Raw genomic sequence first — 14391 nt, forward strand, 5'->3', positions numbered from 1 at the left:
ATGAGGTGTACGGCGGCAGGACCGGCACTGGCTTCGGCAACCGGCACGGCGCACGGCGCGCCGGCGCCGGCAACACCGGCACCCGGTACGGCGCACGGCGCGGCGGCGCAGGTGCTCGACTCGGCGCAGGTGCTCGACTCGGCGCGGGAGCGGCTGCGGCGTTGGCGGCTGGTGCTCGGCGGAGAGCAGGCCGACGGCACCGGATGCACGCTGTCCGGCAGGGACGCGGCGATGGACGGCACGCTCGCCGCGCTCTACGGCAGAAGCGACAAAGCGCAGCCTGGCCGGGACCGGTCGGCGGGGCTCGGTGCCTCGGCACCGTCCGTCGCGCGCTGGCTCGGCGACATCCGCCGCTACTTCCCGTCCTCCGTCGTCCAGGTCATGCAGCGCGACGCCATCGACCGGCTGGGCCTCGCCTCCCTGCTGCTGGAGCCGGAGATGCTGGAGGCGGTGGAGGCCGACGTCCACCTGGTCGGCACACTGCTCTCGCTGCACAGGGCGATGCCGGAGACCACGAAGGAGACGGCGCGCGCTGTCGTGCGCACCGTGGTCGAGGACCTGGAGAAGCGGCTCGCGACCCGCACCCGGGCCACGCTCACCGGCGCCCTGGACCGCAGCGCGCGCGTGCAGCGCCCCCGCCACCACGACATCGACTGGAACCGCACCATCGCGGCCAACCTCAAGCACTACCTGCCCGAGTACGGCACGGTCGTACCGGAACGGCTCATCGGCTACGGGCGGGCCGCCCGGTCGGTGAAGAAGGAGGTCGTGCTCTGCATCGACCAGTCCGGGTCGATGGCGGCGTCTGTGGTGTACGCGTCGGTGTTCGGGGCGGTCCTGGCCTCCATGCGGTCGATCAGCACCCGGCTGGTCGTGTTCGACACGGCGGTCGTCGACCTCACCGACCAGCTGGACGACCCCGTCGACGTGCTCTTCGGCACCCAGCTCGGCGGTGGCACGGACATCAACCGGGCGCTCGCCTACTGCCAGGGACGGATCACCCGGCCGGCCGAGACCGTCGTCGTGCTGATCAGCGACCTCTACGAGGGCGGTATCCGCGACGAGATGCTCAAGCGGGTCGCGGCGATGAAGGCGTCCGGGGTGCAGTTCGTGGCGCTGCTCGCGCTGTCGGACGAGGGGGCGCCCGCCTACGACCGTGAGCACGCGGCGGCGCTCGCCGCCCTCGGCGCACCGGCCTTCGCCTGCACCCCCGACCTGTTCCCCGAGGTGATGGCGGCGGCCCTGGAGAAGCGGCCCCTGCCGATACCGGACCAGGCGTGAAGCCGGACCGGCGTGACAGCGGGGCGACGGGGGCACTCGGTATCGGGAGTGAGCGGTGCGGAAGCTCCGCGGGGTGGCCACACCCGGACGACCGAACCCCATCGGCCCGTCCGGGCGGAGTCCCGTGGATGGGGCGGGTGGTCCCCATTGGGGTGGGGATCAAGCGCCCCGGCTCCGGGGCGACCCGGAGCCGTCGGGAGGTCTCACCGGGTCAACCCCAGCCCGGTGAGGCCTCACACATCGCCCGTGGGCACGCAACGTCACCCATACGACGGCACGCTGTGCCAGGAATGAGGGCATCATGTGACAGGTATCACCGCTCAGGTGTGACCCTCGATTTAGGGCGCTCCGGGTAGCGGCGATAACCTGCGAGACGGACATGCCGCGCGCTCGGACACCGTGTGCGCCCCCCTAGTGACAAGCGGACGTCACGTTGCCCTTCGCGGCACGCCCACGCATCCAACGAACCGCGAGATCACTGATAGGGACGGAAGCGCGTGGACCTGTTCGAGTACCAGGCGAGGGACCTCTTCGCCAAGCACGATGTACCGGTGCTGGCCGGTGAAGTCATCGACACGCCTGAGGCGGCGCGCGAGATCACCGAGCGGCTGGGCGGCAAGTCCGTCGTCAAGGCGCAGGTGAAGGTCGGTGGTCGCGGCAAGGCCGGTGGCGTCAAGCTGGCCGCCTCCGCGGACGAGGCCGTCGCCCGCGCGACGGACATTCTCGGCATGGACATCAAGGGCCACACGGTCCACAAGGTCATGATCGCCGAGACCGCCCCGGAGATCGTCGAGGAGTACTACGTCTCCTTCCTCCTCGACCGTGCCAACCGCACCTTCCTCTCCATCGCCTCCGTCGAGGGCGGCATGGAGATCGAGGAGGTGGCGGCCACCCGTCCGGAAGCCGTCGCCAAGATCGCCATCGACGCCATCGACGGCGTGGACGAGGCCAAGGCCCGCGAGATCGTCGAGGCCGCCAAGTTCCCGGCCGAGGTCGCGGACAAGGTCGTCAACGTCCTGATCAAGCTGTGGGACACCTTCATCAAGTCGGACGCCCTCCTCGTCGAGGTCAACCCGCTCGCGAAGGTCGCCTCCGGTGACGTCATCGCCCTCGACGGCAAGGTGTCGCTCGACGAGAACGCCGAGTTCCGCCACCCCGAGTACGAGGAGCTGCACGACAAGGCCGCGGCCAACCCGCTCGAGGCCGCTGCCAAGGAGAAGGGCCTCAACTACGTCAAGCTCGACGGCGAGGTCGGCATCATCGGCAACGGCGCCGGTCTCGTCATGAGCACCCTGGACGTCGTCGCGTACGCCGGTGAGAACCACGGTGGCGTCAAGCCCGCCAACTTCCTGGACATCGGCGGTGGCGCCTCCGCCCAGGTCATGGCGAACGGCCTGGAGATCATCCTGGGCGACCCGGACGTCAAGTCCGTGTTCGTGAACGTCTTCGGTGGCATCACCGCCTGCGACGAGGTCGCCAACGGCATCGTCCAGGCCCTGAAGCTCCTGGAGGACCGCGGCGAGAAGGTCGAGAAGCCGCTCGTCGTCCGCCTCGACGGCAACAACGCCGAGCTGGGCCGGAAGATCCTCACGGACGCCAACCACCCGCTGGTGCAGCGCGTCGACACCATGGACGGCGCGGCCGACAAGGCCGCCGAGCTGGCCCACGCCGCCAAGTAAGCACTCAGGACGAGGACACCAACACACCATGGCTATCTGGCTCAACAAGGACAGCAAGGTCATCGTCCAGGGCATGACCGGCGCCACCGGCATGAAGCACACCAAGCTCATGCTCGGTGACGGCACCCAGGTCGTGGGCGGCGTGAACCCGCGCAAGGCGGGTCAGACCGTGGACTTCGACGGCACCGAGGTACCGGTCTTCGGCACCGTCAAGGAGGCCATCGAGAAGACCGGCGCCAACGTCTCCGTCATCTTCGTGCCGGAGAAGTTCACCAAGGACGCGGTCGTCGAGGCCATCGACGCCGAGATCCCGCTGGCCGTCGTGATCACCGAGGGCATCGCCGTGCACGACACGGCGTCCTTCTGGGCGTACGCCGGCAAGAAGGGCAACAAGACCCGGATCATCGGCCCGAACTGCCCCGGCATCATCACCCCGGGCCAGTCGAACGTCGGCATCATCCCGGGCGACATCACCAAGCCGGGCCGCATCGGCCTGGTGTCGAAGTCGGGCACGCTGACGTACCAGATGATGTACGAGCTGCGGGACATCGGCTTCTCGACGGCCGTCGGCATCGGTGGCGACCCGATCATCGGCACCACGCACATCGACGCCCTGGCCGCGTTCCAGGACGACCCCGACACCGACCTGATCGTCATGATCGGTGAGATCGGTGGCGACGCCGAGGAGCGCGCGGCCGCGTTCATCAAGGAGAACGTGACCAAGCCGGTCGTCGGTTACGTCGCGGGCTTCACGGCGCCCGAGGGCAAGACCATGGGCCACGCCGGCGCCATCGTCTCCGGCTCCTCCGGCACCGCGCAGGCCAAGAAGGAGGCCTTGGAGGCCGCGGGCGTCAAGGTCGGCAAGACCCCGACCGAGACGGCGAAGCTCGCCCGCGAGATTCTCAGCGCCTGAGTTTCCAGCCGGCCGTTCCCGGCCGGCAGCCGGTGGGCCCGTCCCCTGTGGGGGCGGGCCCACCGCCGTCTCCGCCCACCCGCAGCGGCCCCGGCCCACGGCGCCCCGAAGCCGACGGGGCGGCGGCTCCCCGGGGACGCGGGGAACTGCGCGAGCGACCACGACGGCGCCGCGCCCGGCCGGTGCCTCGCGGTGCCACGGCCGGGTCGCCGTCGGTTCGTCACTCGCGGTGCCGCGACGGTGCCCGGGCTGACCGGTGGCCGGCGGCACCACGACGGCGCCGCGCCCGGCCGGTGGCCGGCCGGTGGCCGGCGGTGCCTCGTCCGGGGCGCCGGCGGTCGACGACCGGCGGTGCCGGGGCGGGGTGCCGGGCCGTCACCGTGGCTCCGGTGCCAGTCTCTCCGGGCCGCTGGTCTCCGATCGGTGGAGCTTCGTCCGCAGCGCCTGCTCCTCGCGCGACAGAGGGCCCAGCCCGGCGGGGGGCGGAACTCCGTGTACCGCCTGGGCCGGGGCCACCGGTGCCTCGTACTGTGTCGGCGCCGTCCTCAGCGTGAGCGCCGTCGCGCCGATGATCGTCACCGTGAACGCGATCGCCGCCCGGGTCCAGAAGACGTTCCGGCGTTCGCAGCCGGTCCGTACGGCCGGCGGCCTGGCCGCGCTCAGCCGCTCGGCCGAGGCCAGTTCGAGCAGCCGGCGATGGAGCTCGGCGGGATCGGCCAGCGCCGGCACCCGTGCCGCCACCGCCTCCCGCGCGTGGGTCAGCCGGGTCGCCGCGGCCGGCGTGCTCGCCTCCGTCTCCGCCGCCGTCTCCGGCAGATCGAGGCCCACACCGTCGTAGAGCACGAGCGTGCGCCGGTACGACGGCGGCAGCGTGAGCAGCGCGTGCAGCAGCTCCCGGGCGGCGGGGTCGGCGGGCGGGGGTTCCGGGGAGCGGTAGCGCGGGCGGAACCGGTGCCAGGGGGAGAGCGCGCAGTCGTACGCGACCGCCCGCACCCAACCGGCCGGATCCCGGTCCTGGGCCACCTCCGGCCAGCGCTGCCAGGCCAGCTGGAAGGCCCGTTCCACGGCCTCGCGGGCCAGCTCCCGGCGCCCGGTGAGCAGATAGGTCTGGCGTACGAGGGCGGGAGCGCAGAACGCGTACAGCGCGTCGAATGCCTGATCGGGCGTCAGGGGCCGGGGGTGGTCGGACGCGGCGGGCGCGTCGGCCCGTTGCTCCGGTTCCCCCGTTGAGGTGGCCGAGCCCGTCTGCACGGGGGCCTGCTGATGTGACGTCAGCGCGCGCGAGCGGCGCAGGCGTCGGCGTCTGCCCGACGGTGGCGGCGGGCCGGCGGGGATCTGCTTCGTCGTCACCATGCGCCCTTTCGTGCGAAAAAGAACATAAACATATATTGAGCGACACTTCGGAGGTTCGCCTGTTACGACGGGAAAGCGCGTGTCGTTGGGAGCATGGCGGCGTGATCCGGATGACCGCTCGCCGCCCGTCGTTGTCGCCCCTGCGCTCCCGGCTGCGCGACCGCTCGCCCGGCCTCGCCGCGAGCCTGCTGGGCGGTGCCGTCGCGGCCGGGCTGGGCCTCGGTTCCCTCGCCGTGCTCGTCATGATGCTGTGGGTCAGTTCGCCGTATCCGGACAGCGGACCGGACGGTGCGCTGCACGTCGCCGCCGCCTTGTGGCTGCTGGCGCACGGTGTCGAACTGGTCCGCACCGACACGCTCTCCGGCGCGCCCATGCCCGTCGGCATCACCCCGCTGCTGCTGCTCGCCCTGCCGGTATGGCTGTTGTACCGGGCGGCGCGGGACGCCACCGACGCGTCCGACGAGCCGGACGGCCCGCCGCCGGTGCCCGCGCGCACCGCCTGGACGGGCGTGGTCCTCGGCTATCTGGGTGTCGGCGTCGCCGCGGGGCTGTACTGCTCCGGCGGTGAACTGCGCCCGCAGTGGGGCTGGGTGACGGTATGTCTGCCGGCCGTCGCGGCGAGCGCCGCCGGCGCCGGGGTGTGGTCGGCGCACGGCTGCCCGCGCGAGCCCCTGCTGCGTGTGCCGGCGGTGCTGCCGGGGCCGGTGCGGAGGCTGGTGTGCGGCACGGACGGGCGGGCCCGGCTGGGCGCGGCCGTACGGGCCGCCGGTGCCGCGACGGCGGTGCTCTTCGGGGGCGGGGCCCTGCTGGTCGGGGTGTCCCTGGTGTGGCACGGCGACCCGGCGCGGGCGTCCTTTCTTCAGCTGACGGCGGGCTGGACGGGGCGGTTCGCCGTACTCCTGCTCGGCGTCGCGCTGATCCCCAACGCCGCGGTGTGGGCCGCGTCCTACGCGCTCGGCCCCGGCTTCGTCCTCGGCGCCGGACACCTGGTCAACCCGCTCGCGTCCCACCCCGCACCCTTGCTGCCGCCGTTCCCGCTGCTGGCCGCGGTGCCGGATCCGGGTGCCGGTACGCAGCAGAACTGGGCGGTGGGACTGGTGCCGGCGGTGGCCGGGATGACGGCGGGGTGGTTCGTGGCGCGGGCGGCCGTGCGGCGGCCGGAGCCCGGGGAGCGGGCGCGGGCCCGCTGGTCGGCCGCCCGGACCGTCGGGGTGGTCCTGCTGACGGCGACGGTCTGCGCGGCGGCGCTCGCCCTGCTCGCCCTGCTGGCGGGCGGCGCACTGGGGTCGGCGGCGCTGGCCCACCTCGGCCCGTTGTGGTGGCAGACCGGGGGAGCGGCCGGGGCCTGGACCCTGGTGTTCGCGCCGCCGGTGGCGTTGACCGGCCGGGCCTGGCGACTGCGCCGCCGACGCCCGGGCCACGGCGGGATCCCGGCCCAGGGGACGGGGTCGGGGAGTACGGCCGCGAAGGCCGGCAAGTCCGCCGTACCGTCGGCGTCGGCGTCGGCGGCGGTGCCGATGTCGACGGCGGTGCCGACGGCGAAGGCGGCGAAGGCGGCGAAGTCGGCGACATCGGGGGAGACGGTGAACGCGGAGGAGGCGGGACCGGCGGTGCTCGCGGGACCAGGCGCGGAGGCGGCGTCGCCGCCGGACGCCGTCGGGGCCGGCGCGGGGGCGCGGACCGACGGGGTGCCGGCCATCGCCGACGGGGCCGCGGACGCGGGGGTGGACGCGGCCGGCGGGTCGGCGGGCGGGGGCAGCCTGCGGGCCGGGACCGAGGGCCCGGGCGATGCGCAGGAGAAGAAGTCACTCCGGGGGAGGACGGCGGCTTCCGCGCAGCCGGCGGCCGCGCCCGGTACGGACGAAGTCGCCGAGGAGGACCTGTACGACTTCGTCCCGGCCGAGGATCCCTTCCCGACCCCGTTCACCGAGCCCTTTGCCGCGGACTGGCACGACGACGTCGCCCGCGCTTCCCGCTGGGCCGCCCTGAAGGAGGCCGCGTCCCGGGGCGCCGCCGGCACCGCCCCCTGGCCTGCCCCCGAGTCCGGCGCAAGGCCCCGGCAGGAGCCCCGCCCCGCACCTCGGCCGGAGTCCCGTCCCGACAGCCATTCGGAGCCTCGGCAGGAGTTTCGCCCCGTACCTCGGCCGGAGTCCCGTCCCGATCACCACCTGGAGCGTCGGCCGGAGTCCGCCGCCGGGCCTCGGCCGGAGTCGGAGTCCCGTTCCGGCCCACGTCTCGACCCGCGCTCCGACTTCCCGTCGGACTCCGCCGAGTGAGCGGCCTCAGTCGTTCTGCGATCCCAGGACGCCCCGCAGTTGATGCGGCAGCAGGGTTTCGCAGGACTGCTTCGCCTCGTGGGTGAGGGCGTCGCCGACGCAGGTGTAGTAGTCGCGGTAGACCAGCTGGACGGTGAAGGTCGAGGCCACCAGGACCAGCGCAAGGGAGGCCGTGACCAGGCCGCTGATGGCCGCCGTCCGCTGCGGCTTGCCGACCGGGGCCGCGGGGGCCGCCGGCGCCGCCGGTGCGTCCGGGGACGGTCGGCGAGGCTTGGCGCGCAGCGCGCTGCTGCCCCAGTACAGGGCGAGGGAACCCAGCAGCAGGGCCACGTACGGCCAGCTGAACAGGGCGAAGAAGACCGCCCACATGCCGGAGAGCAGGGCGTACCGCGCGCGGCGCTGGACCGGGTCCATCGGGTCCCAGCGCATGCCGGGGCCGGCCGGTCCGCCGGGTCCCTGCGGGCCGCCCGGCCGCTCGCCGAAGCCGCCGGGGGAGCGGCCCGGCTGCCGGTCGCTCCACTGGCCGCCCCAGGGCGCACCGCCCTCGGGTCCCTGACCACCGCCGGGACCCTGACCGTGCCCCGCACCGGGGCCGTAGGCCGGACCTTGCCCCGGCTGCCCCTGCCCCTGCCCCTGCCCCTGTCCTTGCCCGGGGCCGTAGCCTGGCTGCCCCTGCCCGGGGCCGTAGCCCGGCTGTCCCGGGCCGTAGCCCGGCTGTCCCTGGCCCGGAGCGCCCCAGCCCGGAGCGTGACCGGGTCCAGGACCCGGCGCGCCACCGGGATGACGGGGCTGCCACGGCTGGTCCGGCGCGCCCTCCGGCGGCGGCGCGAACGGATTGTCGTCCTGCGGCCCACCGTCCCGCCCGGAGCCGCCCTGTCCCGAACCGCCCTGCCCGAAGCCGCCTTGCCCGAAGCCGCCTTGCCCGGAGCCGCCCTGCCCCGAACCGCCTTGCCCGGAGCCGTCCCGCCCGGAGCCGCCCTGTCCCGAACCGTCCCACCCCGAGCCGTCCCGGCCCGAGCCGTCGTTCCCGGTGCCGCCCTGGCCGGAGCCGGGTCCGCCGTGGGGCGTCGGTGCCGGGGGCGAGGCCGGACGTTCCCGCAGCAGTGCGGCGCCACCGTCGCCTCCCTGGGCCGGGCGCGGCGGGAACGTGAGGAGTCGCAGGCTGCGATCGGGCATCAAAAGAGCGTCTTCCCCTAGGTGACTACGGCAGTCCGACGTGAGCTTCCACCCCGTGAACGCACCGCACGACGACCGCGTTCCCGAGGTTGCTCTTTCGTGATTCCTTGCGAACGCTACCTTCCGGCCGGCCACCCGTACCGAGGGGCCCATGAGGAGTGCCGGTATCGTTGCTGCCGGTCGGCCGCTTCGTAGACTTCCCCGTATACGAGGACGCGAAGCATTCGTACGACTGTACAAACCGGCCGTACACGGATCGCAACCCGAGAAAGGGCCCCATCGTGGCCGCCACCTCCGCCGGCCCGGCAGCCAAGCGCCTCGTCGTGCTGGTCTCCGGCTCCGGAACCAATCTGCAGGCGCTGCTGGACGAGATCGACGCCCTCGGCGTCGAGGCGTACGGGGCCCGGGTCGTGGCCGTCGGCGCCGACCGCACCGGTATCGAGGGGCTGGCCCGCGCCGAGCGCGCCGGGATCCCCACTTTCGTGTGCAAGGTGAAGGACCACGGCTCCCGCGAGGACTGGGACGCCGCCCTCACCGGGGCCGTGGCCGCGTACGAGCCCGACCTCGTGGTCTCCGCGGGCTTCATGAAGATCGTGGGCAAGGAGTTCCTGGCCCGCTTCGGCGGACGCTTCGTCAACACCCATCCCGCCCTGCTCCCCAGTTTTCCCGGCGCCCACGGCGTCCGTGACGCGCTCGCGTACGGCGCCAGGGTCACCGGCTGCACCGTCCACTTCGTCGACGACGGCGTCGACACCGGGCCGATCATCGCTCAGGGCGCGGTCGAGGTCCGGGACGAGGACGACGAGAGCGCGCTGCACGAGCGCATCAAGGAAGTCGAGCGAAGGCTGCTCGTCGAGGTCGTGGGGCGGCTCGCCCGCAACGGCTATCGCATCGAGGGACGAAAGGTAGTTATCCAGTGACCGCCGAGAGCAACAAGCGGGCCATCCGTCGCGCGCTGGTCAGCGTGTACGACAAGACCGGCCTGGAGGAGCTGGCCCGCGGGCTGCACGAGGCCGGGGTGGAGCTGGTCTCCACCGGGTCCACGGCCGGCCGGATCGCGGCCGCCGGTGTCCCCGTGACCAAGGTCGAGGAGGTGACCGGCTTCCCCGAGTGCCTGGACGGCCGGGTCAAGACCCTGCACCCGAGGGTGCACGCGGGCATCCTCGCCGACCTGCGCCTCGACAGTCACCGCGAGCAGCTCGCCGAGCTGGGCGTGGAGCCGTTCGACCTGGTCGTCGTCAACCTCTACCCGTTCCGGGAGACCGTCGCCTCCGGCGCCACGCCCGACGAGTGCGTGGAGCAGATCGACATCGGCGGCCCCTCGATGGTCCGTGCCGCCGCCAAGAACCACCCGTCGGTGGCCGTGGTCACCAGCCCGGGCCGGTACGCCGACGTCCTCGCCGCGGTCAAGGACGGCGGCTTCGACCTCGCCGCCCGCAAGCGCCTGGCCGCCGAGGCCTTCCGGCACACCGCGGAGTACGACATCGCGGTCGCCTCCTGGTTCGCCTCCTCGTACGCCCCCGCCGACACCGCGTCCGACAGCGGCTCCGCCGCGGGCACGTTCCCCGAGTTCATCGGCACCACCCTGGAGCGCGCGCACACCCTGCGCTACGGCGAGAACCCGCACCAGCCCGCCGCCCTCTACACCTCCGGCGAGGGCGGGCTCGCGGCGGCCGAGCAGCTGCACGGCAAGGAGATGTCGTACAACAACTACACGGACACGGACGCCGCGCGCCGTGCCGCGTACGACCACGCCGAGCCCTGCGTCGCGATCATCAAGCACGCCAACCCCTGCGGCATCGCGGTCGGCGCGGACGTCGCCGAGGCGCACCGCAAGGCGCACGCCTGCGACCCGCTGTCCGCGTTCGGTGGTGTGATCGCCGTGAACCGGCCGGTCAGCAAGGAGATGGCCGAGCAGGTCGCGGAGATCTTCACCGAGGTCATCGTGGCGCCGGACTACGAGGAGGGCGCGCTGGAGGCCCTCGCCAAGAAGAAGAACATCCGCGTGCTGCGCTGCCCCGACGGCCCGGCCCACCCGGTCGAGGTCAAGCCGATCGACGGCGGCGCGCTGCTCCAGGTCACCGACCGGCTCCAGGCCGAGGGCGACGACCCGGCCAACTGGACGCTGGCCAGCGGCGAGGCGCTGTCCGCCGAGGAGCTGGCGGAGCTGGCCTTCGCCTGGAAGGCGTGCCGTGCGGTGAAGTCCAACGCGATCCTGCTCGCCAAGGACGGCGCCTCGGTCGGTGTCGGCATGGGCCAGGTCAACCGCGTCGACTCCTGCAAGCTGGCCGTCGAGCGGGCCGGCGAGGAGCGGGCCCGGGGCTCCTACGCGGCCTCCGACGCCTTCTTCCCCTTCCCCGACGGCCCGGAGATCCTCATCGGCGCCGGCGTCCGGGCGATCGTCCAGCCGGGCGGTTCGATCCGGGACGAGCTGGTCGTGGAGGCCGCCAAGAAGGCGGGCGTGACGATGTACTTCACCGGCACGCGCCACTTCTTCCACTGATCCGCCACCCGCACCGTGCGGCACCCGCACCGTGCGGCACCCGCGCAGAGCCTCACCGCGCTGAGCACCACCCGTGCCGAGCGGTTACGCCGAGCGCCACGCGCGCCGAGCGTTCGCCGCACCGCGCGTTCCGGTCCCGCCCGTCCTGCGACGGGCGGGACCGCCGTGTTCGCGGACCACGCCCCGCGTTTCCGGACTGCCCCTCGCGTTTGCGGACTCCCTCCTTCCGGAACGGCCCCGGCACAGAGGGGAGTTATCACCACCGACTTCCCCGCCCCTCCGCCACCACAATGAGCGGCGGGCCCTTCGGCCCACGCACAGGGACGGAGCCGGCACCGCGCACGGCGGAGCACGGCCGAACAAGGGGGAGCGAGTCGCATGGACGACCGCACGACGCAGCCCGGCGGATTCCGCCCGCCGGACGCGATCAGAGGATTCTCGGTGTCCGCCGGACTGACGGGCATGCGGCGGTTGTCGACGCTGGGCCGGCTGTCGGTGGCGGCCTTCGGCCGTTCGCTCGCCGTGTCCGGCGCGATCAGCCTGATCGGCCCCGGCCTCGGCATGGTGCCGCGGGCCATGGAAGGGGTGCGCGGCCTGGCCGCCCGGCAGCGCGAACTCGCCCGGCGCTGGGCGGGGGTGGAGATACCGGGCCCGCCCGGACCGCTGCCGCCCGCACCCGGCCACGGCTTCGGTGTCGCCGCCCGCTACCGCTGGATCATGAGCGACCCGGGGACCCGGCGGGAGTACGTCTGGGTGCTCACCGACCCGGTCGTCGGCGGAATCCTGGCCTTCCTCCCGTTCGCGCTGCTCCTCAGCGGCCTCTGGGGCGTCTTCCTCGCCTTCTACGGCGTTCCGCTGTCCGCCGAATGGGACGGACTGTGGTACCAGTTCATCCCCATCGAGGGCTGGGCCACGGCGGCGCTCGCCGGCGTCCTGGGGCTGCTCCAGCTGCCACTGGCCCTGTGGGCGGCCCCCCGTGTGGTCCGCCGGCACGCCCTGTACACCCGGGCGATGCTGGCGCCGAGCGAGAGCGAGCTGATGGCCGGACGGATCCGGCACCTGGCCGCCACCCGGTCCGACGCGGTGGACACGCAGATGGCGGAGATCCGCCGGATCGAGCGTGATCTGCACGACGGCGCCCAGGCCCGCCTGGTGGCCATGGGCATGACCCTGGATGCGGCCGAGCACCTGCTGGAGACCGACCCCGAGGCCGTGCGCGCCCTGCTGATCGAGGCCCGGCAGTCGTCCTCGGCGGCGCTGGAGGAACTGCGCAACCTGGTCCGCGGCATCCATCCGCCGGTCCTCGCCGACCGCGGACTCGCCGACGCCGTGCGGGCGTTGGCCCTGACCTGCCCGGTGCGCACCGACGTCCGGGCCGACCTGCCGGGCCGCCCCGCGATGCCCGTCGAGTCCGCCGCATACTTCGCCGTCTCGGAGATCCTCACCAATGCCGCGAAGCATTCGGGTGCCGACCGGGCCCGGATCGACCTCCGTTACGATCCCGGGATGCTCCACATCACCGTCACCGACGACGGTCACGGCGGCGCCGACGCCTCCCGCGGCACCGGCCTGCGGGGCATCCAGCGCCGGCTCGCCACCTTCGACGGTGTGCTGGCCGTGAGCAGTCCGACGGGCGGGCCGACGAAGGTGACGATGGAGATCCCGTGCGTATTGTCCTCGCCGAAGACCACTTCCTCCTGAGGGACGGGCTGATCCGGCTGCTCGGGGCCCACGGCCACGACGTGGTGGCCGCCGTGGACAACGGCACCGATCTGCTCGAGGCGCTCGGCCGGGAACGGCCGGACATCGCGGTCGTCGACGTCCGGCTCCCGCCGGACTTCACCGACGAGGGCCTGCGCGCCGTCCTCGCCGCCCGCAAACACGACCCCGGCCTGCCGGTGCTACTGCTCTCCCAGTACGTCGAACCCCTCTACGCCCGGGAGTTGCTCACCAGCGGCGGCCGGGGCGTCGGCTACCTGCTCAAGGACCGCGTCACCAACGGCGCCCAGTTCCTGGACTCCATCCGGCGGGTGGCGGCCGGCGGCACCGCCATGGACCCCGAGGTCGTCTCCCGGCTGCTGGCGCGCAGGGCGCGCGACGCGTCCGTGGGCAGCCTTTCCGAACGGGAACGCGAAGTCCTCGAACTCGTCGCCCAGGGCCGCTCCAACGCGGGCATCGCCCAAGCCCTGTTCGTCACCGAGAAGGCCGTCGCCAAGCACATCGGCAACATCTTCACCAAGCTCGGGCTCCTCCAGGCGGACACCGACAACCGCCGGGTGCTGGCCGTGCTCGCCTACCTGGACCAGTGAGGGGCCGGGCGCCGGGGAGCACCACCGCCGGCCGCGGTCCGGGCACGCGAAAGGGCTGCGCCCCCTCCCCGGAAGGGGCACAGCCCGGTCGGACGTCCGTCCCCGGCGGTCAGTACCGCGGCCGGTTGAACCAGGCGGAGCCGGACGGGGCGATCATCGCCGCCGCCATCACACCGCCGAAGCCGATCCACATCAGGGCCCACACCAGAGCCGCGCTGGAGCCGGCGTCGGCCGCGCTGATGAGGATCAGGACGCCGAAGACGGCGCCCAGGATGCCGTAGACCATGGTGGTGACGCGGATGCCCTGGCCACCGCGGGAGAACTTCACGCCGAGCGTGATCGACAGTGCGGCGAGGCCGAGGAAGAGCAGCGCGATGACGAAGATGATGCCGGCGCCGTCGTGCCCGATGTCGGAGAAGGCGTTGTCGCCGAAGGTGTCCTCGCTCGCGTTGGACGCGTCGTTGAGCGTCGCGGCGCCGAGCAGGGCGAAGATGCCGATGAGGACCTGGGCGCCCGCCACGATGTAGAGCAGGACCCGCGCGGTGGTCACCAGGCCCGGCATCGTCTGCGGCAGCGCGTTGCCGGCCGGGTAACCCGGGTACGCGACCTGCTGCGGGTAGCCCGGGACCTGCGGCGGGACGCCGGGAGGGGTCTGCGGGTAGCCGTACTGGGCGGCGGGCGGCTGCTGGGGCGGCGGGCCGTAGGGGTTGTTCGGGTCGCCAAAGCTCATGGCGGTCTTCCTCCGTTGCGTTGCTCAAGTGCGGGGACGACACGCGGCACGGTTCGGAGGAGAGTTCTACAGATGCGGTCCGTCCCCCCGGCACTGCCCGCGGCACTGTGTACTCATCGTTCTTTAACAGGCTCTTACTTGTCCAGCCGGATACGCCAGGTGTTGTGCAAG

At 73.2% G+C, this 14391-nt stretch carries 11 protein-coding genes; 8 read left to right on the forward strand and 3 right to left on the reverse strand.

Annotated features, from left to right (window positions below; genetic code table 11):
- The 3 genes from JK361_RS14095 to sucD all read left to right on the forward strand — a co-directional run bounded on the left by JK361_RS14095 (position 1) and on the right by sucD (position 3873).
- Entirely contained in the window at positions 1-1281 is a 1281-nt protein-coding gene (locus JK361_RS14095) for a VWA domain-containing protein (RefSeq protein WP_236052919.1), read from the forward strand.
- Between the two features lie 497 nt (positions 1282-1778).
- The gene (sucC, locus tag JK361_RS14100; RefSeq protein ID WP_201816981.1) at positions 1779-2960 is read left to right on the forward strand and encodes an ADP-forming succinate--CoA ligase subunit beta; all 1182 of its coding nucleotides are present in this window, start codon (positions 1779-1781) and stop codon (positions 2958-2960) included.
- A gap of 28 nt (positions 2961-2988) precedes the next feature.
- Positions 2989-3873, forward strand: a complete 885-nt coding sequence (gene sucD, locus JK361_RS14105) for a succinate--CoA ligase subunit alpha (RefSeq protein WP_201816983.1) — start codon at positions 2989-2991, stop codon at positions 3871-3873.
- A gap of 375 nt (positions 3874-4248) precedes the next feature.
- On the opposite strand, the gene JK361_RS14110 is transcribed toward sucD, so the two are convergent.
- Positions 4249-5226: an RNA polymerase sigma factor gene (locus JK361_RS14110; RefSeq protein WP_201816985.1), complete on the reverse strand. Its 978-nt coding sequence runs from the start codon at positions 5224-5226 to the stop codon at positions 4249-4251.
- Positions 5227-5336: 110 nt separating this feature from the next.
- Between JK361_RS14110 and JK361_RS42400 the strand changes: the two genes are divergently transcribed.
- A complete protein-coding gene (locus JK361_RS42400) occupies positions 5337-7502 on the forward strand; it encodes a cell division protein PerM (RefSeq protein ID WP_307787255.1) in 2166 nt (721 codons plus the stop codon).
- Between the two features lie 6 nt (positions 7503-7508).
- Here JK361_RS42400 and JK361_RS14120 read toward each other — a convergent pair whose 3' ends face one another.
- A complete protein-coding gene (locus JK361_RS14120; protein WP_372448713.1) occupies positions 7509-8606 on the reverse strand; it encodes a hypothetical protein in 1098 nt (365 codons plus the stop codon).
- Positions 8607-8959: 353 nt separating this feature from the next.
- Between JK361_RS14120 and purN the strand changes: the two genes are divergently transcribed.
- The 4 genes from purN to JK361_RS14140 all read left to right on the forward strand — a co-directional run bounded on the left by purN (position 8960) and on the right by JK361_RS14140 (position 13490).
- Positions 8960-9598: a phosphoribosylglycinamide formyltransferase gene (gene purN, locus JK361_RS14125; RefSeq protein ID WP_201816989.1), complete on the forward strand. Its 639-nt coding sequence runs from the start codon at positions 8960-8962 to the stop codon at positions 9596-9598.
- Complete coding sequence (purH, locus tag JK361_RS14130) at positions 9595-11181, forward strand: bifunctional phosphoribosylaminoimidazolecarboxamide formyltransferase/IMP cyclohydrolase (RefSeq protein ID WP_201816991.1); 1587 nt, start codon at positions 9595-9597, stop codon at positions 11179-11181. The genes purN and purH overlap by 4 nt, the downstream gene beginning before the upstream one ends.
- Positions 11182-11559: 378 nt before the next feature.
- Positions 11560-12882, forward strand: a complete 1323-nt coding sequence (locus JK361_RS14135; protein WP_201816993.1) for a sensor histidine kinase — start codon at positions 11560-11562, stop codon at positions 12880-12882.
- Positions 12846-13490 (forward strand): response regulator transcription factor, encoded by a 645-nt coding sequence (locus JK361_RS14140; protein WP_201816995.1) that lies wholly within the window; start codon positions 12846-12848, stop codon positions 13488-13490. The genes JK361_RS14135 and JK361_RS14140 overlap by 37 nt, the downstream gene beginning before the upstream one ends.
- A 109-nt stretch (positions 13491-13599) precedes the next feature.
- Here JK361_RS14140 and JK361_RS14145 read toward each other — a convergent pair whose 3' ends face one another.
- Positions 13600-14220 (reverse strand): hypothetical protein, encoded by a 621-nt coding sequence (locus tag JK361_RS14145; RefSeq protein WP_201816997.1) that lies wholly within the window; start codon positions 14218-14220, stop codon positions 13600-13602.
- Positions 14221-14391: the final 171 nt, after the last annotated feature.

Origin of the sequence: Streptomyces musisoli, assembly GCF_016741855.1 — a bacterium.
Taxonomy (GTDB): Bacteria; Actinomycetota; Actinomycetes; order Streptomycetales; family Streptomycetaceae; genus Streptomyces; species Streptomyces musisoli.

What these genes read in the sequence shown, in the direction of transcription:
- sucD (WP_201816983.1), top strand. Translation starts at nt 2,989, where the DNA reads ATGGCTATCTGGCTCAACAAGGACAGCAAGGTCATCGTCCAGGGCATG.
- JK361_RS14095 (WP_236052919.1), top strand. Translation starts at nt 1, where the DNA reads ATGAGGTGTACGGCGGCAGGACCGGCACTGGCTTCGGCAACCGGCACG.
- JK361_RS42400 (WP_307787255.1), top strand. Translation starts at nt 5,337, where the DNA reads ATGACCGCTCGCCGCCCGTCGTTGTCGCCCCTGCGCTCCCGGCTGCGC.
- JK361_RS14145 (WP_201816997.1), bottom strand. Translation starts at nt 14,220, where the DNA reads ATGAGCTTTGGCGACCCGAACAACCCCTACGGCCCGCCGCCCCAGCAG.
- JK361_RS14110 (WP_201816985.1), bottom strand. Translation starts at nt 5,226, where the DNA reads ATGGTGACGACGAAGCAGATCCCCGCCGGCCCGCCGCCACCGTCGGGC.
- JK361_RS14135 (WP_201816993.1), top strand. Translation starts at nt 11,560, where the DNA reads ATGGACGACCGCACGACGCAGCCCGGCGGATTCCGCCCGCCGGACGCG.